The organism is Massilia sp. UBA6681, from assembly GCF_002454935.1.
GTDB classification, from domain to species: Bacteria; Pseudomonadota; Gammaproteobacteria; order Burkholderiales; family Burkholderiaceae_D; genus Telluria; species Telluria varians.
Window position 1 is genome coordinate 1 of record NZ_DKJX01000075.1, and the last position, 20,457, is coordinate 20,457.

At 62.5% G+C, this 20,457-nt stretch carries 19 protein-coding genes; 9 read left to right on the forward strand and 10 right to left on the reverse strand.

The annotated features are described in order from the left end of the window. Both fliF and B2R83_RS12745 read right to left on the reverse strand, forming a co-directional pair. The coding region (gene fliF / locus B2R83_RS12740; protein WP_292041758.1) for a flagellar basal-body MS-ring/collar protein FliF at positions 1-1,552 on the reverse strand (1,552 nt) is incomplete at its 3' end. Positions 1,553-1,577: 25 nt separating this feature from the next. Next, entirely contained in the window at positions 1,578-1,925 is a 348-nt protein-coding gene (locus B2R83_RS12745) for a flagellar hook-basal body complex protein FliE (protein WP_036217127.1), read from the reverse strand. A 333-nt stretch (positions 1,926-2,258) separates the two neighbouring features. Between B2R83_RS12745 and B2R83_RS12750 the strand changes: the two genes are divergently transcribed. From B2R83_RS12750 to B2R83_RS12780, 7 genes are read left to right on the forward strand one after another with little or no spacing between them, the layout of a single operon-like run. Further along, positions 2,259-3,164: a hypothetical protein gene (locus B2R83_RS12750; RefSeq protein WP_292041763.1), complete on the forward strand. Its 906-nt coding sequence runs from the start codon at positions 2,259-2,261 to the stop codon at positions 3,162-3,164. Next, positions 3,165-3,521: a FliM/FliN family flagellar motor switch protein gene (locus B2R83_RS12755; RefSeq protein WP_027866953.1), complete on the forward strand. Its 357-nt coding sequence runs from the start codon at positions 3,165-3,167 to the stop codon at positions 3,519-3,521. Continuing rightward, positions 3,518-4,303 (forward strand): flagellar type III secretion system pore protein FliP, encoded by a 786-nt coding sequence (gene fliP, locus B2R83_RS12760; protein ID WP_209588058.1) that lies wholly within the window; start codon positions 3,518-3,520, stop codon positions 4,301-4,303. The genes B2R83_RS12755 and fliP overlap by 4 nt, the downstream gene beginning before the upstream one ends. A 31-nt stretch (positions 4,304-4,334) precedes the next feature. Further along, complete coding sequence (gene fliQ, locus B2R83_RS12765) at positions 4,335-4,604, forward strand: flagellar biosynthesis protein FliQ (RefSeq protein ID WP_027866955.1); 270 nt, start codon at positions 4,335-4,337, stop codon at positions 4,602-4,604. Between the two features lie 18 nt (positions 4,605-4,622). After that, complete coding sequence (locus tag B2R83_RS12770; protein ID WP_209588059.1) at positions 4,623-5,408, forward strand: flagellar biosynthetic protein FliR; 786 nt, start codon at positions 4,623-4,625, stop codon at positions 5,406-5,408. Then, positions 5,398-6,537 carry a flagellar type III secretion system protein FlhB gene (gene flhB, locus B2R83_RS12775; protein ID WP_292041768.1) on the forward strand — a complete coding sequence of 380 codons (1,140 nt, stop codon included), beginning with the start codon at positions 5,398-5,400 and terminating at the stop codon, positions 6,535-6,537. The genes B2R83_RS12770 and flhB overlap by 11 nt, the downstream gene beginning before the upstream one ends. Then, positions 6,534-8,627 carry a flagellar biosynthesis protein FlhA gene (locus B2R83_RS12780; protein ID WP_292041769.1) on the forward strand — a complete coding sequence of 698 codons (2,094 nt, stop codon included), beginning with the start codon at positions 6,534-6,536 and terminating at the stop codon, positions 8,625-8,627. Before flhB ends, B2R83_RS12780 begins: the two co-directional genes overlap by 4 nt. Positions 8,628-8,686: 59 nt before the next feature. Here B2R83_RS12780 and B2R83_RS12785 read toward each other — a convergent pair whose 3' ends face one another. The 5 genes from B2R83_RS12785 to B2R83_RS12805 all read right to left on the reverse strand — a co-directional run bounded on the left by B2R83_RS12785 (position 8,687) and on the right by B2R83_RS12805 (position 13,998). Then, positions 8,687-9,544 (reverse strand): hypothetical protein, encoded by an 858-nt coding sequence (locus B2R83_RS12785; protein WP_292041772.1) that lies wholly within the window; start codon positions 9,542-9,544, stop codon positions 8,687-8,689. A gap of 81 nt (positions 9,545-9,625) precedes the next feature. Continuing rightward, complete coding sequence (locus tag B2R83_RS12790) at positions 9,626-10,525, reverse strand: flagellin (RefSeq protein WP_036217141.1); 900 nt, start codon at positions 10,523-10,525, stop codon at positions 9,626-9,628. Between the two features lie 192 nt (positions 10,526-10,717). Next, positions 10,718-11,668: a flagellin gene (locus tag B2R83_RS12795; RefSeq protein ID WP_036217144.1), complete on the reverse strand. Its 951-nt coding sequence runs from the start codon at positions 11,666-11,668 to the stop codon at positions 10,718-10,720. Between the two features lie 146 nt (positions 11,669-11,814). Beyond that, complete coding sequence (locus tag B2R83_RS12800) at positions 11,815-12,951, reverse strand: flagellin (protein WP_292041776.1); 1,137 nt, start codon at positions 12,949-12,951, stop codon at positions 11,815-11,817. A 153-nt stretch (positions 12,952-13,104) separates the two neighbouring features. After that, entirely contained in the window at positions 13,105-13,998 is an 894-nt protein-coding gene (locus B2R83_RS12805) for a flagellin (protein ID WP_292041779.1), read from the reverse strand. Between the two features lie 763 nt (positions 13,999-14,761). Between B2R83_RS12805 and B2R83_RS12810 the strand changes: the two genes are divergently transcribed. After that, positions 14,762-17,254 carry an MASE4 domain-containing protein gene (locus tag B2R83_RS12810; RefSeq protein WP_292041781.1) on the forward strand — a complete coding sequence of 831 codons (2,493 nt, stop codon included), beginning with the start codon at positions 14,762-14,764 and terminating at the stop codon, positions 17,252-17,254. Positions 17,255-17,623: 369 nt separating this feature from the next. Here B2R83_RS12810 and B2R83_RS12815 read toward each other — a convergent pair whose 3' ends face one another. Then, the gene (locus tag B2R83_RS12815) at positions 17,624-18,022 is read right to left on the reverse strand and encodes a group I intron-associated PD-(D/E)XK endonuclease (protein WP_292041783.1); all 399 of its coding nucleotides are present in this window, start codon (positions 18,020-18,022) and stop codon (positions 17,624-17,626) included. A 349-nt stretch (positions 18,023-18,371) separates the two neighbouring features. Here B2R83_RS12815 and B2R83_RS12820 point away from each other — a divergent pair, with 349 nt between their 5' ends. Further along, positions 18,372-19,175: an IS5 family transposase gene (locus tag B2R83_RS12820; protein ID WP_292041787.1), complete on the forward strand. Its 804-nt coding sequence runs from the start codon at positions 18,372-18,374 to the stop codon at positions 19,173-19,175. A gap of 6 nt (positions 19,176-19,181) precedes the next feature. Here B2R83_RS12820 and B2R83_RS12825 read toward each other — a convergent pair whose 3' ends face one another. Then, positions 19,182-19,505: a hypothetical protein gene (locus B2R83_RS12825; RefSeq protein ID WP_292041789.1), complete on the reverse strand. Its 324-nt coding sequence runs from the start codon at positions 19,503-19,505 to the stop codon at positions 19,182-19,184. A gap of 46 nt (positions 19,506-19,551) precedes the next feature. Further along, a complete protein-coding gene (locus B2R83_RS12830; RefSeq protein ID WP_292041791.1) occupies positions 19,552-19,878 on the reverse strand; it encodes a hypothetical protein in 327 nt (108 codons plus the stop codon). Between the last annotated feature and the right edge of the window lie 579 nt (positions 19,879-20,457).

Here is a 20,457-nt window from a genome sequence, read left to right on the forward strand (position 1 = left end):
GGGCCGGGGCGCCCAGGGCGGCAGGCGCGCCTGCGGGCAGGGCGGCGATGGCGCCGTCGGCGCTCGCGGCAGCGCCACCCGGCGCACCCGGCAGGGCTGGCGCGGCCGGCATCAGCGGCGGCTGCGGCGCCAGGCGTGCGGTCGCGGCGCGCAGCAGCGGGCGGGCCAGCAGGAGGTAGGCGAGCAGGGCGCCCAGCGCATACAGGCCGTAATTGGTCATGTCGACCACGTTGTCGCGTTCCTGCCACCATTCCTGGGCCGGGGCCGCGGCCGGGAACGTCAGGCTGGAGACGGTCAGCACGTCGCCGCGCGCGGCGTCGACGCCCAGGCCGCCCTTCAGGATCTTCTCGATGTTCGCCAGCTCGGCCGGGGTGTAGCCGACTTTCGGATTGGCGGCGCTGGCATTGTTCAGCACCACCGCCACCGACAGCTTCTTCAGGCGGCCGCGCGAGCGCTTGATCTGGGTGATCGCGCGGTCATAGGCGTACTGGCGGGTGGTGGCGTTCTTGCGCGCGCTGCCGTCGTCGGGCTTGGCGGCGCCATCCGGGGCCTGGCCGTCGGCCGCAGCGGCCGGGTCGGCCACCGGCGGACGGTTCGACAGGGTGCCCGGCACGCCCAGCGCCATGCGGTTGCGCTCCATCTCTTCGCGCATCGCTTCGCTGGTGACCTTCGGGGCTTCGCCGTACTTTTCCTGGGTCTCTTCGATCTTGTCGTTGTCGACGTCGGCGGTGACGCTCATCTTGAAGTTGTTCGCGCCCAGCACCGGCGCCAGCAGTTCGTTGACGTTGTTGCGCACCTCGTCGGTGTAGCGCCTGGCCGCGCTGTTGTCGCCCTGGCCCTGGGCCTGGCCGTCGTAGCCGTCGCTCAGGTCGACGCGCGAGGACAGGTAGTTGCCTGCCTGGTCGACCAGCGACACGCGCGCCGGGTTCAGGTTGGCGACGCTGCTCGACACCATGTTGACGATGGCGGCGATCTGCTCGTTCGACAGCGAGCGGCCCGGCTTGACCGCGACCACCACCGAGGCCGAGGACTGGTCGCCGGCGCCGGCCACGAAGGAGCTCGACTTGGCGATCGCCAGGTGCACGCGCGCCGAGGCGATCGCGTCGATGGTCAGGATGCTCTGCGCCAGTTCGCCCTCGAGGCCGCGGCGGAAGCGCACGTCCTGCACGAACTGCGACACGCCGAGCGGGTCGTTGCGGTCCATCAGCTCGAGGCCGGCCGGCAGCTGGGCGGTCACGCCCTTGGCGGCCAGCAGCATGCGCACCTTGCCCAGCTCGCCGGACGGCACCATCACCTGGCCGCTCTCCGGGTGGATGCGGTAGGGGATGGCTTCGGCTTCGAGCACGCTCATCATGTCGCTGGCGGCGACCTTTTCGCGGGCGCCGAACACCGGCTTGTAGTTGGACTGGTCCTGCCACAGGAACAGCATGACCGCGGCCGTGATGGCCACGGCCAGGCCGAGCAGCAGGCTGAGGTTGTTGCGCAGCGCCGGCGGCATGTCGGGCAGCGTCGGCTTCTTGCCGCCAAAGGCGGCCTTGAGGGTCGAAATCACGAGAGTCTCTGGAATAGGGGAGAGGTCAGACCGGCAGCTTGATCAGTTCGTCCACGGCGCCCATGACCTTGTTGCGAACTTGCATGAGCATCGAGAAGGACAGGCTGGCCTGCTGGCTGGCCAGCATGGCGCCGACCAGGTCGTCGCTCTTGCCGGCGTCGACGGCGGCCATGCGTTCGCCGGCGGCGCGGTCTTCCGCGTCCACGCTGGCGATCGCATCCTTCATTGATTGCGTGAAGGAAAATGCGCCTTGCGAATTGTTAAATGTGGTGCCGGTTGACAGGTCAGCGGCCGGAACGACGGCCAGACGCTTGGCTTCATTTGTCAGGGCAGCAAGGTCAGCTTTGATCAGACCGACAAGTTCAGTTCCCATTCTCAATCCAGTGCGAAAAAAGAGGTGTTGCGCGTGTTGTGCGGAGGCGACAAAGTGTGTCTTGTTTTGTCGTCAGAAAACCCGTCGAAGGGCATGCTTTGTTAAATCAGTGTCTACGAACGGCCGTTTTGTTCTTGACCCTTTTGTTGGGGCTTTCCTCCGTATGTGCAGGGAAAAGGGCCGTTTGTTGCGATGCGATGGGAGAGATATTACCGTAGGGCAAGTGGGAAATCAAAGGCGAATGTCAAAGTCTTTGGCGTACATCTCCATGTATAATAGTTTCCCTGCGGAATGAAAAAAAGATATTCGCCGTTTCCTAGTGACCAATAAACAATGCCGATGAATCCACTCGACCGATCGCGCAAGGACGGGGCCGACCGTTCCGGGAAGTACCAGGGTAGTTACCAGGTACTCGATCCCAGCCTGCTGGGACGCCCGGTGCACCTGCTGCCGAAGTTCGCGCGCCGTTTCGCCGATGCCCTGGCCACGACGATGGCGGGGCCCGGCGGGCGCCGCTACTGGGGCAGCTGGCGGCTGGCGAACCTGGCCTTCGAGCGTGCTCCCGACCAGGACGGCCTGCGCTGGCTGGCGGTGGCCGGTCCCCTGGGCACCGCCGCGGTCGCGTTCGAGCGCAGCCTGCTGCTGGATTTGCTGGAAGGCCGCTACGGCCGCAAGAACGCGGCGCCGAGCGCGCCGCGCGACCCCAGCCTGGAGCGCGTGACCGCGACCGAGGAGCGCCTGGCCGCGACCCTCACCGCGCAGCTGGCCGAACAGCTGCATGCGCGCGTGGCCGAAGGCCTGGCGGCGGTCGGCGTGGACGTGCCGGGCGCCGACGCCGCGGTGGTGGAAGTGCCGAGCCCCGCGAGCGCGCCGGGCAAGGCCGGCTGGGTCATCCGCATCACCCTGGCGCAGGGCGAGCAGCAGAGCCATTGCTGGATCGGCCTGGACCAGGAACTGATGGCCCATGTGCTGCAGGGCCTGAAGGAAGAGCGCAGCAGCGTGCGCACCGCGCGCGCCGGCAACGACGGCCTGTCCTCCGGCCTGTTCGTGAAGCTCGAAGGACGCCTGGTCAGCAAGGAAACCACACTGGGCGCGCTGTTCGAACTGAAGGTGGGCGACGTCATTCCGGTGTCGGTCGGCCGCGCCGACGTGCTGCTGGACGAATCGCGCCTGTTCACGGCCGCCGTGGCCGAGCACAAAGGAAAACTCTGTTTAACCTCTTTTGAAGATGCCGAGTAAATGGACATGAACCTGAACGATCAACTCACTGGCGACGTGATCATCGACGACCTCGAGGGTGTCGAGGCCGCTACCGCCGTCGCGGGCAAGAACGCGGCGCGCCAGCTGCCGCAGATGATGCGCCGGATCCCGGTGACCCTGACGCTGGAAGTGGGCTCGGCCCGCATCTCGCTGCAGGAACTGATGGCGATCGGCCCGTCCTCGGTGGTGCCGCTCGACGCCTTGGCCGGCGAGCCGCTGGTCATCAAGGTCAACGGCGCGCCGATCGGCCGCGCCGAAGTCGTCGTCGCCGGGGAGCAGTACGGCCTGAAGGTCATCGACCTCGACGGCCTGAACCTGGACGCCCTGACGTCATGATGTTGGCAGTCCGCGGCGCATCCAGGCGCCGCGCCGCGCTGGCGCTGGCCGGCGCGCTGGCCTTGCCGCTGCTGCTGGTCGCGCTGCCTGCCGACGCCCAGCAGCAGGGACCGAGCATCCTGCCCGGGGTAATCCCCGGCTCGACCCAGGGGATGACGGTCAAGTCGCAGATCCTGGTCCTGATGACCCTGCTCGGGCTGCTGCCCGTGATGGTCATGATGATGACCAGCTTCACCCGTTTCGTGATCGTGCTGTCGCTGCTGCGCCAGGCCCTCGGCCTGCAGCAGGGCCTGCCGAACCGGATCATTACCGGCATTGCGCTGATCCTGACCCTCTTGGTGATGCGTCCGGTCGGCGAAGCCGTGTGGAAGGACGCCTTCCTGCCCTATGACCGCGACCAGATCGGCCTGGAGCAGGCCTTGAGAATCGCCGAGGTGCCGGTGACGCGCTTCATGCTGGCCCAGACCAGCAAGACCGCGCTGGCCCAGGTCGCGCACCTGGCGGGCGAGCCGGCCAGCCTGGCGCCCGAGCAGCGCAGCTTCACCGTCAAGCTGGCGGCCTTCGTGCTGTCCGAACTGAAGACCGCCTTCCAGATCGGGGCGATGCTGTTCATCCCCTTCCTGATCATCGACCTGGTGGTGTCCTCGGTGCTGATGGCGATGGGCATGATGATGCTGTCTCCCCTGGTGATCTCGCTGCCCTTCAAGCTGCTGCTGTTCGTCCTGGTGGATGGCTGGACCCTGACCGTGAACACGCTGGTCGGCAGTATCCATGGTTATTAGCTATAAGCGACCGAACGAGAGACATTATTAAATGAGTCCTGATATCGCTGTCGACCTGGTGGCCGAGGCCCTGCAGGTCGTGATGCTGCTGGTGCTGGTGCTGGTGGTGCCGGGCCTGGTCATGGGCCTGATCGTGGCGCTGTTCCAGGCCGCGACCCAGATCAACGAGCAGACCCTGAGCTTCCTGCCGCGCCTCCTGGTGACGCTGGCGGCGGTGATCCTGGCCGGCCACTGGATGACCTCGACGCTGATGGATTACTGCGTCTCGGTGTTCCAGCGCGCGGCCACGCTCGCGTCCTGACGGGAACAAGAAAAACAGATGGAGCTGGTCGGCTTCCTGCTGCCGCTGATGAACGCCCTGTGGTGGCCGTTCGCCCGCATCATGGCCATGATGGCGACCGCCCCGGTGCTGGGCGAGGGCGCGGTGTCGGTGCCGGTGCGCGCGCTGCTGGCGGTGGCCCTGTCCTTCATGATGCTGCCGGTGACGACCCAGAGCGCCGGCGCGCTGCCGGATCCTTTCTCGCTGGCCGGGGTGGTGACGATGTTCGAGCAGGCCGTGATCGGCGGCGTAATCGGGCTGGCGATGCAGTTCGCGATGGCCGTCATCGGGATGCTGGGCTTCCTGGCTTCGAGCCAGATCGGCTTCTCGATGGCCCAGATGAATGACCCGATGAACGGCCAGGCCTCGGACGTGGTCTCTAGCCTCTTGTCGCTGCTGGCGATCCTGGTGTTCTTCGGGATCGACGGCCACCTTGTGCTGATGGGTGTGGTGGGCCAGAGCTTCAAGGCCTGGCCGGTCGGCGCCGGCTACGGGCCGCTGCTCTTGGCGTCGGTGGCGCTGAACCTGGCCTGGGTGTTTTCGGCGGCGATGCTGCTGGCGCTGCCGATCGTGTTTTCGACCATGGTGGTGCAGATCGGTTTCGGTTTCCTGAACCGGGTGTCGCCGAGCCTGAACCTGTTCTCGCTGGGCTTTTCGCTGGTGACGATCTTTGGCCTCCTGATGCTGGTGCAGGTGGTGCGTTTCATCCCCGAGCACTACGTCGCGATGACCAACCAGATCCTGGAGATGCTGCAGGAGCAGATGAAGGTGGCGCATGGCCGATAACGGTACCGGTGGCGACAAGACCGAAAAGCCCTCAGCGCAGAAACTGAAAAAGGCGCGCCAGGAGGGCCAGGTGGTCCGCTCGAAGGACCTGGCGACCGCGGTCGGCATCCTGGTGAGCCTGAAGCTGTTCGCCATGCTGCTGCCGGGCTACATGGAATCCTTCCGCGCGCTGTTCCGGCTGGTCTTCGTGCCGCTGGGCGAAGCCGGGGCGATCGAGAACGCGATGTCGGTGGTGTTCACCAGCGCCCTGATGCTGCTGCTGAAGATGGTGTTGCCGCTGCTGGCGATCCCGGCCGCGATCATCGTCGCCGGCGTGATCCCGGGCGGACTGGTCGCATCGAGCAAGAACATGGCGCCGAAGTTCAGCCGCCTGAGCCCCATCACGAACATCGGCAACCTGTTCTCGCAAAAGCACTGGATCGGCTTTGCGACCTCGACCGCCAAGGCGATCGTGCTGGGATTCGTGCTGTGGCACGTGAGCACGTCCGGCACCAAGGCCTACGTCGAGCTGCAGCGCATGCCGCTGTCCGACGCGCTGCTCGGCGGCGCCGACCTGATGCTGGGCGGCCTGATGGCGCTGGTGGCGGTGTTCGTGGTGTTCGCGCTGATCGACGTGCCGGTGCAGGCCTTCCTGTTCACCAAAAACCAGCGCATGAGCAAGCAGGAACTGAAGGAAGAGCACAAGACCAACGAGGGCAAGCCCGAGGTGAAGCAGCGCATCCGCCAGCTGCAGCACCAGCTGGCCCAGCGCAGCGTGCGCAAGAGCGTGCCGACCGCCGACGTGGTGATCGTCAACCCCGAGCACTACGCGGTGGCCCTGAAGTACGACACCGACCGCGCGGAGGCGCCTTTCGTGGTGGCCAAGGGCGTGGACGAGATGGCGCTGTACATCAAGCGCATCGCGCGCGAGCACGACATCGAAACCCTGTCGCTGCCGCCGCTGGCGCGCGCGATCTACAACACCAGCCAGGTGCAGCAGCAGATCCCTGCGCAGCTGTACGGGGCGGTGTCGCAGGTATTGAACTACGTCCTGCAACTGAATGCGTTCCGTGCAGGCCGGCGCCAGGCGCCCCCACGGTTCCCCAACGAGGTGGTGGTCCCATCTCATTTGAGTGAGGTTTCTGCATGAATTCCATTAACGCCTTCGTCTCTGAGCTGAAGCGCCAGAAGTTCGCCGGCCCGATCTTCCTGATCGCGCTGCTGGCGATGATCATGCTGCCGCTGCCGCCGGTGCTGCTGGACGTGCTGTTCACGTTCAACATCGTGCTGGCGCTGATCGTGATCCTGGTGTCGGTGACGGCCAAGCGGCCGCTCGACTTCTCGGTGTTCCCGACCGTGATCCTGGGCACCACCCTGATGCGCCTGGCGCTGAACGTGGCCTCGACCCGCGTGGTGCTGCTCAACGGCCACACCGGCCCGCATGCGGCCGGTAACGTGATCGAGGCCTTCGCCAACGTCGTCATCGGCGGTAACTTCGTGGTCGGCCTGGTGGTGTTCGTGATCCTGATGATCATCAACTTCATCGTCGTGACCAAGGGCGCGGAACGCATCTCGGAAGTGTCGGCGCGCTTCACCCTGGACGCGCTGCCCGGCAAGCAGATGGCGATCGACGCCGACCTGAACGCCGGCCTGATCAACCAGGAAAAAGCGACCCAGCGACGCAAGGACGTGGCGGCCGAAGCCGACTTCTACGGCGCCATGGACGGCGCCTCGAAGTTCGTGCGCGGCGACGCGATCGCCTCGATCCTGATCCTGATCATCAACCTGGTGGGCGGTATCGCCATCGGCGCCCTGATGCACGACCTGCCGCTGGGCGAAGCCGCCAAGGTGTATGCGCTGCTCACCATCGGTGACGGCCTGGTGGCGCAGATTCCGGCGCTGCTGCTGTCGGCGGCGGCGGCGATCCTGGTGACCCGCATCGGCGAATCCGGCGACCTCGAAAAGCAGGTGAGCGGCCAGATGCTGGCCCAGCCGTCGGTGCTGTTCTCGGTGGCGGGCGTGATGATCGTGCTTGGCCTGGTGCCGGGCATGCCGATGTTCACCTTCTTCATCTTCGCGGCGGTGGTGGGCTTCGTCGGCTGGAAGCTGACCAAGCGGGTGCAGGCGCCGGACAATCTAGGGGTGGCTGCGATCGAGGCCGCGCTGCGCGACGAGCGCGCACCGGAGCTCGACTGGCAGGCGCTGCCGGTGGTGCAGCCGGTGACGGTGGCGGTGGGCTACAAGCTGGTCGGCATGATCGACAAGGCCCAGGGCGAGCCGCTCACCAAGCGCATCAAGGGCCTGCGCCAGAGCCTGTCGGAGCAGATGGGCATGGTGTTACCAAGCATCGGCGTGCGCGACGACCTGGCGCTGCGCCCCTCGCAGTATGCGATCAGCCTGTCGGGCGTCGTGGTGGCCGAGGCGGAGGTGATGCCCGAGCACCTGATGGCGATCCCGTCGCCGAACGTGTACGGCGAGATCGACGGCATCCCCGGCATCGAGCCGGCCTACGGCATGGCGATCACCTGGATCACGCCCGAGCAGAAGGCCGATGCGCTGGGCCTGGGCTACCAGGTGGTCGAGGTGGCGAGCGCGATCGCCACCCATACCTCGAAGGTGGTGCGCGAATACCTGCACGAGCTGTTCCGCCACGAGGACGTGCCGGCGATCCTGGAGCGCCTGCAGGCGCTGTCGCCGAAGCTGGCAGGGGCGCTGGAAAAGGCGCTCACCCACACCCAGCTGCTGCGCGTGTTCCGCGTGCTGCTTGCCGAAGGCGTGTCCTTGAAGGACATCGTGGTGATCGCCACCACGCTGCTGGACAGCTCGGAGAGCACCAAGGACCCGATCCTGCTGGCGGCCGAGGTGCGCTGCGCGCTGCGGCGCCAGATCGTGTCAGGCCTGTTCGGCAAGAAGAAGGACATGCCGGCGTTTAACCTGTCGGCCGAACTGGAAAACATGCTGCTCGGCTCCCTGAACCAGGCGCGCCAGAACAATGGCGGCAAGGTCGCGCTGGACAACTACCCGATCGACCCGCAGCTGCTGTCCCAGCTGCAGATCAACATGCCGGTGGCGCGCGAGCAGATGAAGCAGCAGCGTACGCCGCCGCTGCTGCTGGTGCTGCCGCAGGTGCGCCCGCTGCTGGCGCGCTACGCCAAGCTGTTCGCGCCGGGGCTGCACGTGCTGTCGTATAACGAGATTCCCGAGAACCGGGACGTGTCGATCGTCGGTACCGTCGGCTGATCCGCTGCAGTAGGTGGTGAAATATTATTTCACAAACAATCTGCTACTGAAATAATATTTCAGCCTTCGCGCGCCTGCGTCTCGGCCGCGTCGAGGCGCGGTAGCACCAGGGCCAGTTCGGCCACCGCGCGGAACACGGGCAGCGTCAGCACCTGCACCACGTCGCTCGACGCCATCCGTGCGTGCACCGGCGCCAGCGGCAGGCTGTCGCGATAGCGCCAGCGCTGCACCTGCAGGCCGGCACGCGCGATCGCGTCTTCCAGTTCCGGCTGCAGCTTGCGCAGCCGCGCCAAGGCCGCCGCATCGGGAGCGCACAGCTCCACCGCCAGTCCGCCGGGGATCGCCTCCACCTGCAGCACGACCATGGTGCCGTCGGCCAGCTCCAGTTCGAGCCGCAGCGCGGCCCGGCTGCGCTTGCGCCGGCCGGACGCGCCGTCGGGTTGCTCCTGCAGCACCCCCAGGTGCTGGTCCTTGGCGCCGCCCGCGTGCACGGTGAAGCGCCAGGCGTCCTGCAGCAGCAGCGGATGGTCCGCCTGGCGCAGCACGCGTCCCTCCTGGCTGGCCGCCAGCACCGCCGGCGGCAGCTGGCCCGCCTGGTTGCGCAGCTCGCGATCGGTCATCTGCTTGCCGTACTGGCGCACCATGGCCTGCCAGGACGTGGCCAGTGTGCGGCCGTCGACCGCCTGGAAATGAATCTGGCGCGCCAGGAAGACCTGGTCGGGGCGCATGGCCAGGCCTTCCGGCCCCGGCTCGCCCTGCGCGGCAGGGGCGGGCGCGAGCAGCTGGGACATCGGCAGGGGCGGCTCGCCGCCGTCGAAAGGCGCCAGCGCGACGGGCGCGGCCGCGGCCACCGCGCCGACGCCCAGCGGCGTTGCCGTGGGCGGCAGGAGAGGGACGATGGACGGGATGCTGGACATGAGGATCTACCTATGAAAAAAAGGCCAGCCTTTGCGGGCCGGCCTTTCGATACTACCCCGAACTGTGCCCGGGAGCGAGGATTACTGCAGCAGCGACATGACCATCGAGGACATGCTGTTCGACTGCTTCAGCATGGCGGTGCCGGCTTGCATCAGCATCTGGTTGGAGGTCATCTTTGCGCTTTCGCTTGCAAAATCGACGTCCATGATGCGGCCGGTGGCGTTGGCGGTGTTGGTGCTGATATTCGACAGGTTGTTGTAGACGTGGTTCAGGCGGTTCGCCGCCGCGCCCAGCGACGAGCGCACGGTTGCGACGGCGTCGATCGCGTCGGAGACGTTCTTGATCGAGCCGTTGGCGAGCGTTGCGGTCGACAGGGCGGTGCCGGTGCCCGTACCGGCAGTGCCGAGAGAGCTGAACAGATGGACTGTGTTGACCGAACCAAGTTTGGTATGCATGTCGGTGAGAGGCTTGCCCGCGGCGCCGGCGATGTCGAGGTCCATGGTTTCGCCGGACGACGCACCGATCTGGAACTTGACTGCCGCGTTGAGCTTGCTGTCCGTTTTCGTGCTCAGCAGCGAGGTGCCGCCGAACGAGGTATTGCCGACGATGTTGCTCAGTTCATCGGTCAGGGCGTCATATTCCGACTGCATTGCGGTTCGGTCGGTGTCCGACGAGGAGCCGTCGGCGGCCTGGGTGGCCAGATCCTTCATGCGGGTCAGGATGTTGGTGACTTCGTCGAGTGCGCCTTCGGCGGTCTGCAGCATCGAGATCGAATTCTGGGTATTGCGCATGGCCACGCTCATGCCGCTGGTCTGGGCTTTCAGGCGGGTAGCGATCTGCAGGCCGGCTGCATCGTCCATGGCCGAGTTGATACGGAAGCCAGTGGACAGACGGGTCATCGAGGTCGACAGCGACGATTGGGTGCGCGACAGCGAATTCTGGGCTGACAATGCGGCGTTGTTGGTGTGAAGACTCAGCATGGTGAACTCCTGGTTGTAAGGAAGATTGTCGCGCAGTCCGCTGTGACACGTCTATTCTATGCGCTCACCAATACAAGGCGACCTACCAGAGTCTGACGTTAAGTGCTGTAAGAAAATTTTTTAAAGGTGTAAACGACAAAGCCAGCCCGCAGGCTGGCGTTGGATGCGTCTGACAGACGTTTCAGACGTAGATTACTGCAGAAGCGACATGACCATCGACGACATGCTGTTCGACTGCTTCAGCATGGCGGTACCTGCCTGCATCAGCATCTGACTGGAGGTCATCTTCGCGCTTTCGGTGGCGAAGTCGACGTCCATGATGCGGCCGGTGGCGTTGGCGGTATTGGTACTGATATTGGCCAGGTTGTTGTGCACGTGGTCGAGGCGGTTTGCGGCGGCACCCAGCGAGGAGCGCAGGGTGCTGACGCTTTCAATTGCGGTCTTCAGGCGATCGATACTGCCGTTCGCATTGGATGCGCCAGTTGCTAGACCGGTTGCTTCGCTGGCGATCGTCGCCACCAGTTCTTTGCCGCCTTCGCCGCCTTTCGACCAAACAGCGGGGGCACCGGCAGCGTCGACTGTAATCGAGCCGCCATTGAATTTGCCTGCCGCAGCATAAATATTTTTGTGCATGGTGTTGAGCTCGGTGCGCAGGTCGAGGGACATCTTCTCACCGGTGCTGGCGCCGATCTGGAAACTAACCGCGTCCTTCAGTTTGCCGGTCGAGTTGTTCAACAGTTCGGTTCCGCCGAAGGTCGTATTCTTGACGATATTAGTCAGCTCATCGGTCAGCGAGGTGTACTCGGCCTGCATGGCGGTGCGGTCGGCGTCCGAGGACGAACCGTCGGCAGCCTGGGTGGCGAGATCCTTCATGCGGGTCAGGATGTTGGTGACTTCGTCGAGCGCGCCTTCGGCGGTCTGCAGCATCGAGATCGAATTCTGGGTATTGCGCATGGCTACGCTCATGCCGCTGGTCTGGGCTTTCAGGCGGGTAGCGATCTGCAAGCCTGCAGCGTCGTCCATGGCCGAGTTGATGCGGAAACCGGTCGACAGGCGGGTCATCGAGGTCGACAGCGACGACTGGGTGCGCGACAGCGAATTTTGTGCCGACAGGGCGGCGTTGTTGGTGTGGAGGCTCAGCATGTTAGTTCCTGTTCAACGTGGTTCGCGGCGCCGATCGCGCCCTCAAGAGTATAGGGCGACAGTGCGGACGCTTTTATTAAGTTCTACGCGGAAATTTTTTGAAAAAAGCCCGCTGTAAAAGCGGGCTTGCCGGGCTGACTGGACGATTACTGCAGTAGCGACATGACCATCGAGGACATGCTGTTCGACTGCTTCAGCATGGCGGTGCCGGCCTGCATCAGCATCTGGCTGGAGGTCATCTTCGCGCTTTCGGTGGCGAAGTCGACGTCCATGATGCGGCCGGTGGCGTTCTTGGTATTGGTGCTGATGTTGGACAGGTTGTTGTGCACGTGCTCGAGGCGGTTGGCCGCTGCGCCCATGCCGGAGCGGACCGTGCTGACTGCTTCCACGGCCGCCTGCAGCTTGTCGATCATGATCGAGGCGGTATCGGTCAACTCGGTGCCGGTTCCCGAAATGGCCGCACCAAAAGCGTTGTAGTTGACGCTGACGTCGCGCAGCTTGGTGTGCAGGGCGGTGACGTCCGTCGTCAGGGCGAGCGACATCTTTTCGCCAGCCGAGGCCCCGATCTGGAAGTCGATACTGCCCGACAGGGCGCCATCGGTCTTGCCGATCGAGTTCGTGACGGCTGTTGCGTACGCGGCCGTCACGGCTTTCTTATTGTGAGCCAGCGTTTTGACCTTTAATGCCGCATCGTACGTTGCCTGTGCGGCATCAAGCGCAGCCTTGGTGATCGTTCCACTACCATAGTCGGTTTTGGCCGTAGTGAGGTCGTTCTGGGCATCTGTGAAGTCGGTATCCGGCCCGGAAGTGTCATTCGCAGCGAGGGCCACGCCATCAGCGGCCAACTTGTCTGCAGCAACCGCATTCTTGGTCAGCAGTTTGGCGCCACCGAAAGTGGTATTGCCGATGATATTGCTCAGCTCGCTAGCCAGCGAGTCGTATTCCGATTGCATCGCGCCCTTGTCAGCAGCGCTCGAGGAGCCATCGGCAGCCTGGGTGGCCAAGTCCTTCATGCGCACCAGGATGTTGGACACTTCGTCGAGTGCACCCTCGGCGGTCTGCAGCATCGAGATCGAGTTCTGGGTGTTGCGCATGGCGACCGCCATGCCGCTGGTCTGGGCTTTCAGGCGGGTCGCGATCTGCAGGCCGGCGGCGTCGTCCATGGCCGAGTTGATGCGAAAACCGGTCGACAAGCGGGTCATCGAGGTCGACAGCGTGGATTGGGTGCGCGACAGCGAGTTCTGGGCCGACAAGGCGGCGTTGTTGGTATGAAGGCTCAGCATGTTTTTTCCTGATAGATACGTGTCTTATGTCGCGCCCCTTGCGCTTACCGATACAAGGCGACCGCTTGGAGCGTTCTATTAAGTAACGTATGGAAATTTCTTTTTAAGAAATGGCCGGCACGTCGCCGGCCAGGACAGTCCTCTATGCGCTGATTACTGCAGCAGCGACATGACCATCGAGGACATGCTGTTCGACTGCTTCAGCATGGCGGTGCCTGCCTGCATCAGCATCTGGCTCGAGGTCATCTTTGCGCTTTCGGTGGCGAAGTCGACATCCATGATGCGGCCGGTGGCGTTAGCGGTGTTGGTGCTGATGTTGGCCAGGTTATTGTGCACGTGGTCGAGGCGGTTGGCGGCGGCGCCGATGGCCGAGCGCACGGTGCTGACGCTTTCGATCGCGGTCTTGAGCTTGTCGATGCTGGCATTGGCTGCGGTGCCAGTGATTTCTGCGCCTGCAGTCGCTGCACCGGCGGCGATGGCCGCGCCACCATTAAAGCCGCCGGCCGCCGCCACGATGCTCTCGTGCATCTTGGTAACGTCTCCACTGATGTCCAGCGTCATCTTTTCGTCCTTGGACGCGCCGATCTGGAAGTCGATCGACGCTGCGAACTTGCCCAGCGCACCACCGGTGTTGTTCAGCAGTCCGGTGCCACCGAATGTGGTGTTCTTGACGATGTTGCTCAGTTCGTCGGTCAGCGAAGTGAACTCGGCCTGCATCGCGGTACGGTCGGCGGTCGACGACGATCCGTCGGCGGACTGGGTCGCCAGGTCCTTCATGCGGGTCAGGATGTTGGTGACTTCGTCGAGCGCGCCTTCGGCGGTCTGCATCATCGAAATCGAATTCTGGGTGTTGCGCATGGCCACGCTCATGCCGCTGGACTGGGCTTTCAGGCGGGTAGCGATCTGCAGGCCGGCTGCATCGTCCATGGCCGAGTTGATGCGAAAGCCCGTCGACAGGCGCGTCATCGAGGTCGACAGCGTGCTCTGGGTGCGCGACAGCGAATTCTGTGCCGACAGGGCGGCGTTGTTGGTGTGAAGGCTCAGCATGGTTAACTCCTAGGGGGGTGATCGGGCGATTTGCCCTCACAAGCTCAAGGCGACCGCGATCGAGCAGCGATTAAGTTCCATGAGGAAATATTTTGCATGTGAGCACTCTGTCATGAAATAGTTGCGTCTGCACTGGCAAGCCTGAAGCCGTTATCATTGCGGGCTTGATCCTTTCCCTGGCTTGCACAAGTGACGACTGCTCCGACTTCTCCTGTTCCTCCCCGCCGCCTATCCGTCGCCCCTATGATGGACTGGACAGAGTGAAACGTCGCTAGCCCAGAGGAACATGAAAAATAAGCGATTTGTGGCAGTGATTTGTGGCACTGACCTCATCCGCTGCCACAACGGCCACACAAGGCCGGCCTTTAAGAGTTTGGGCAGGACGGCGTCTTGTGGCTGGGTAGTTTGTGGTTGGCTCTTCATGGTTGCCTTAGAGCGCCTAACAAAACCTTCTAGTTGCTCAGCAGGCAACAGCCGAGTACACTGAGCCGTTCCGACAGTCCGCCATCGGCCAGGAGCGGACATCGCAATCTTTTCAATCTATGATCGCTGGATGACAAGGTCTGCTTTACGTTTTCCATCCTCAACATCGGCGCGCGCCTTGCCACTGAGTCTGCATGATGAGCAGCGACGGCAGGGTCTCGGCAGTTTGCGTTCCGTACCGCAGTCGCTCGATCAGGCGGCAGGGAACTAAGGTATCCTAGCTGTCCATCAGGCGGCTACGCATGGCATGCGTACGCCCTCGCTTACGAAAGATGCGCTCATGCACGACAAGACATTCCCGGCTGCGGCCGCCGACGACCGTATCGCCGGGCGCATGGCGCCCTTCCAGCGCACCGCGTTGATGACGGCGCTGGCGATTGCCGTAGTCACCCTTGCGCTCATGCCGGTTGCATCCGCCCGATGGCCGGGCATCGCCTCCTTCCTGCCGGTATACCAGGCAACAACCGTCGTCAGCTATGCCATCGTGGCTTACTTGATCTATGGTTACTTCAGGCAGACCCAGCTCCATGCCCTGCTGTACCTGTGGGGCGGTTGCTTCTACACCTCGGCCATCCTACTGGTGCAATTCTTCTCGTTTCCTTCCGCGTTCGTCAACGACGTGCGCCTGCTGGGCGGGACGCAAACGCCGAGCTGGCTCTGGTTCTTCTGGCACCTCGGCTCGACTGGAATGCTGTTCGGCTACGCCTGGTCGGAATGGCGCGGGCGCGGTCGCCTGGCGCCGGACCCCATCGCCGCGTTCCGCACCTGCGCCGTACTGACTATCGGCGCGCTTGCGCTGAGCGTGCTCGCGGTGACGGTGTTCCACGACAGGCTGCCCGTGGTCGACGTCGCGGGCGACTTCAGCCGTATCACGCGTTCCGGTTATGCACCCCTGATCCAGGTCATCATCGTGCTGGCGTTGTTCATGCTGTGGCGCGCGACGCGCTTCGCCACGCCGATGAGCGCCTGGCTCGGCGTGGCGATCGTCGCCCTGGCGTTCGACAATGCGATTACCATGGCCGGCGGAGCGCGCTTGACGGCAGGCTGGTACGTCGGCCGCATCAACGCCCTCCTATCTGCGCTGGTTATGCTGGTGTTGTACCTGAAGGAAGTCAATCGCGTCTACCTGCGCGCGGCGTCCATGGCGGATGAGTTGGCCCGTGCCAACCAGCGTCTCGAAGGCGAGCATGCGCGCATGCTCAGTCTGTTCGAGCAGGCGCCCGGATTCATGGCGGTCCTGAGCGGCCGCGAGTACCGTGTTCAGATCGTCAATGCGGCATTCCAGCGCATGGTCGGCGATCGCGCCGTGATCGGCTTGCCGATCGGCGAAGCGCTGCCTGAGCTGGCGGAACAAGGCTATCTCGACATGATCGAAGGCGTGCGCAGCAAAGGCAGGGCGTACGTCGGCACCGGCCTGAAACTGTCGCTGCGGCGCGGCGGGCATGCTGTACCGGAGGACCTGTATATCGACGTGCTGTTCCAGCCCAATGGCGGCTTGCATGGCGAGGCCGGCAGCATCTTCATCCAGGGCAACGACGTCAGCGAACAGTGGCGGGCGCGCCAGGAGGTCGATCGACAGCAGCAGCATCTCGAGCAACTGGTTCGCGAGCGCACGCAGAAGCTGGAGGATACGCAAACCGCCTTGCTGCACGCCCAGAAACTCGAAGCGATCGGCAAGCTGACCGGTGGCGTGGCGCACGACTTCAACAATGTCCTGCACATCATTAACGGCAACATCGATCTCATCAAGATGTTCACGCCGGGCAACGAGAAAGTGCACCTGCGCTGCGAATCGGCGCAAACCGCCATCCGGCGCGGCGCGAGGCTGTCGTCGCAATTGCTGGCGTTCGCCCGCAAGCAGCCGCTGCAGCCGGATGCCGTCAGCCTTCCCGACGTGTTCGCCGCCATCGACCTGCTACTCAAGCGCGCCGTCGGCGAGAAGATCGAGGTGAACTTTGTCGCCTGCCCTGGGGTATGGAACGTCTTAGTCGACCCGCAGCAACTGGAAAACGTCATCCTCAACCTGTCCTTGAATGCGAGCGACGCGATGCCATCGGGCGGTGCGCTGGCGATCCGTGTCGATAATGTCTGCAGGGACGACGCCGAGTTCGTGCGGCTGGCATTCACCGACACCGGCCATGGCATGCCTGCCGAGGTGAAGGCGCGGGCGTTTGAGCCCTTCTTCTCAACCAAAGGTGTCGGCAAGGGCACTGGATTGGGCTTGAGCATGGCGTACGGCTTTGTCAAGCAGAGCGGCGGCCATATCGATATCGACAGCAAGGTAGGGGAGGGAACGACGATCGATATCCTGTTGCCGCGCACCCACGGGCGCGCGACGGAAAAGAAGGCAGCGCCCAGTCTCGCTATCCGGGGTGGTACCGAAACGGTATTGGCCGTCGACGACGAGCAGGACATTCTCGACAATGTCGCCGCCATGTTGCGCGACCTCGGCTACCAGGTGCTGACGGCTGGCAGCGCCGATGCCGCGCTCGAGGTGATGGAACATCAGGAGCGGATCGACCTGCTGTTCACCGACGTAATCATGCCAGGCAGCGTCAGCGCCACTGACCTAGCCGAGCGTGCGCGCCGACGGCATGCTGACATTCGTGTGCTGTTTACTTCCGGCTACACCGAGAACGCGGTGATGCACAACGGCCGGCTCGACGAAGGCGTCAACTTGCTAAGCAAGCCTTATGGCCGGGCGGAACTGGCGAGCGCCCTACGCGCCGTTCTAGTGACGCCGTCCGATGCGCGTGAGGTCGGCGTCGCCTGATAATGTCTTGTGGCGTGCGCGGGATGTCGCGGAATGCGCGTAGGACCGGTATTCGCTTTACTGCACCGTGGACCAGAAACGCACGGCTGCGCGCATTGAAAACGAAGCCGACCCCGACGAAGACGTTCGCATTTCGCTGCCTCAGGTCGCGCCACACGCGAGCATACTGCGGATAGTATTCGTAGCTGATGACAAGAATCCGGTATCGCTTATTGAAGTGGTACACCCCACTTGCATATGCACTCCATAGACAGAATTTCTCGATTTACGCCGGTATTGAGCGTCCGCTTCGGGTCGGTTGCTGCCGTACACTCGACATCACCAACCGACCTAAACGCCATGGAGGGAATCGCTACCGCCGTGGCAAACTTACGCCTTTTCAAAGGCCTTTCTGAAGTGCTCGGGATGGTAGTGAAAGCGGATATGACTCCGGTCATTAACCCGGCGGCTAGCCTCAGTAAATGCCGGCGCGATGTAGCCCCAATCGGCTTGGGTGGAGAAGATAACAATGTAGTCCAAGCGGCCTCCATGCCATCGATTCTCGATCCGAACAGTCTCATCCCTAGATTGGACCGTTTTAACTTGAATTCGGAAGTAGCGCCCTTCATCATCGGCAATAACGAGATCTGTCCTGCGCCCATGGTCGACTAAGGGCTTCAGTACTTCCCAGCCGAAGCCAGTTAGCCAACCACACAGAATGTGTTCGTAGGAGAGATTTTTGTGTGCAGCGAGTGCGGGATGTTTGAGTGTAGTGTGCAATTTTGGCATGACAAGCAACCTGTCTATGCCGAATGCCAGCCTTAGGGGCTTCCTGGAAACGGTCCAAGGCGGCTCATGCCTACCTCCTGATTAGCATTACCTCGCTGACTTTGCAGCAGGATGCGCGACGGCTACCATACCTGGACAGTCGGCTTTGTCGCCTGAACTGACCTGAACGCGCTCTCACCCCTCGGGGCATAATGACGAATGATGGGAGAGTAGACGAAGAGTGTTAGTCCGTCAACTTGAAGAAGAGATGCTGCTTCGTCAGATAGGTCCGCTTTGGGTCGATAGCGGAAGTACACGGCCATAGTTCGGCAGCTAAGATGACGTCCGTGTTCCCATACGGACTGATGCCATGGCCCAAGCACTTCTACCCGAAGACCTTTGGTCGCTCATAGCAGCTCATCTCCCGACCCATCACAGATCGCCGAAGGGCGGACGGCCACGTCTCAACGATCGCGCTACCCTAACCGGGATTCTGTTTGTGCTGAAGACTGGGATACCGTGGGAGTATTTGCCGCGCGAACTCGGCTGCGGCAGCGGGATGACTTGTTGGCGCCGGCTCCACGAATGGATGAAAGCTGGCGTTTGGCAGCGAGTCCACGAGGCAGTCCTTCGACGGCTACGCGAGCACGATCAGATCATGTGGGATCGAGCTTGCGTTGACGCTGCCAGCGTGTCGGCGCCTGCAGGTGGCGAGCATACGGGTCGGTATCCGACCGATCGTGGCAAGCTCGGCTGCAAACACCACCTGCTCGTTGATCAACGTGGGCTGCCGCTGGTAGCGAAGATCTCGGGCGCCCAGGTGCACGACTCGCGTTTTCTTATTCCACTCGTAGAAGCCATCCCAGCGGTTAAGGGACTTCGCAGCCGTGCGCGTAAGCGTCCAGGTAAGCTGCACGCCGATCGAGCGTACGCTTCACGAGCGCATCGCGTTTGGCTGCGTCAACGAGGTATCGCAGCACGTATAGCGCGATACGGCGTGGAGTCGCGTGAAAGGCTCGGCCGATGGCGTTGGGTCGTTGAACGCACGCTAGGATGGCTGCACCGCTTCCGCAGGTTGCGCATTCGGCACGAGCGGCGAGCGGACATACATCAGGCCTTCCTCTCGCTCGCGTGCTCGCTCATCTGTTGGCGGTATGTCGAGAGGTTTTGTTAGGCGTTCTTAGTTGAATTGGTAGATGGTCGGCCGTTCGACTAGTAGGCCGAACTGGTCAAATGTCTCGGTTGTGTTGTCTGGGCCTTTTGTGACGTAAAGGTGCCCAGCGTAATAAGGGTCAGTGCTGAAGGTGCGAGGTATGGCGACGTACCAGCAGACGCAACTAATGAGGAACTCGACTGCGGCATACGGGTCGGAGAACTCACGCTGAATCTCCCCTGCTTTCTTCGAGAGGGTGAATTCGATGGTAAATTTGCTTTCTTCGGTAAATCGCATGGTTGCAAAGAAACGATCTGACATGAAGTAGAAGCTCGGGAAATCTCTGGACACGCACTATTCGAGAGTGTGCATAACAGCTCGAGTGTGGACCGCCCTTTCAGCCAGGTTTAGCAAGGTGAAGGCCGTTGCTGGGGGGCTCGTCCAGGGATTTCATGGCGCGTTTCGAGAAGTCTGGGCAGATTGCACCAGTGACAGGCAGAAGCTTCACTACGCGGCTGATCTCGTCATGTAGGTATGAGACTTCGTCGCTGTCCATGTAGTAGTTTTCGTTGAAGAACCAGTGGGAAGGGATGGCATCGACCTCTAAGAGGAACCATGTGCCATCGTCGTCTTGGATTTCGTAGATACGAAAGTTAGCTGTGTCGGTTGTACCTTCTAGCATGAGGCAATTTTCAAGGACTAGTTTTCTTGGGGTGAAGTACATGTCTCTCTCCTGTATTAGTTTGTACTGCTTCAGTGGAAGCAAACTGGTGATGAGGGCCTCTTAGAAAGCTCGCTTGATGAGATGGCGGAATTCGGCGTAGAGTCGGTGCTCGTGCTTTAGGATCTTCTCGAGTTCGGACAGAAAAAGCCTCCAAAGATCCGTTTGCTGACGTGACAATGTCACATACCGAAGAGCTCATTTCGAGTGTTAAATGGGCTTGGTGTTTGCCGGCGGACTAATACCATGGTGGAGAATCGCTAACGTCAAAGTGTGTGTAAACAATCTCTAAAACCACATTTCTTCGCGAATGATTCCTATGAGGTGCTGCCATTGTCAAAGTATTGATGGCCTTTTGTCAGAGGGTCGCGATCCATCTTGAGCATTAATAGACAGTCTTCATGTATATCGTAGTTGAGTCGGCGTCGATCCGTCATGTCGAAGGGCTTTGTTGCGCAAATCAGGCTGGGCCAGCATGGGACCCGCACGTCTGGTAGCCTGAACGGATGAAACCATCTCCACAGAAGTACGGCACGACCAACTGTAAGACGTACAACGAAGCGCTCAAGGCACGCGGTTCGC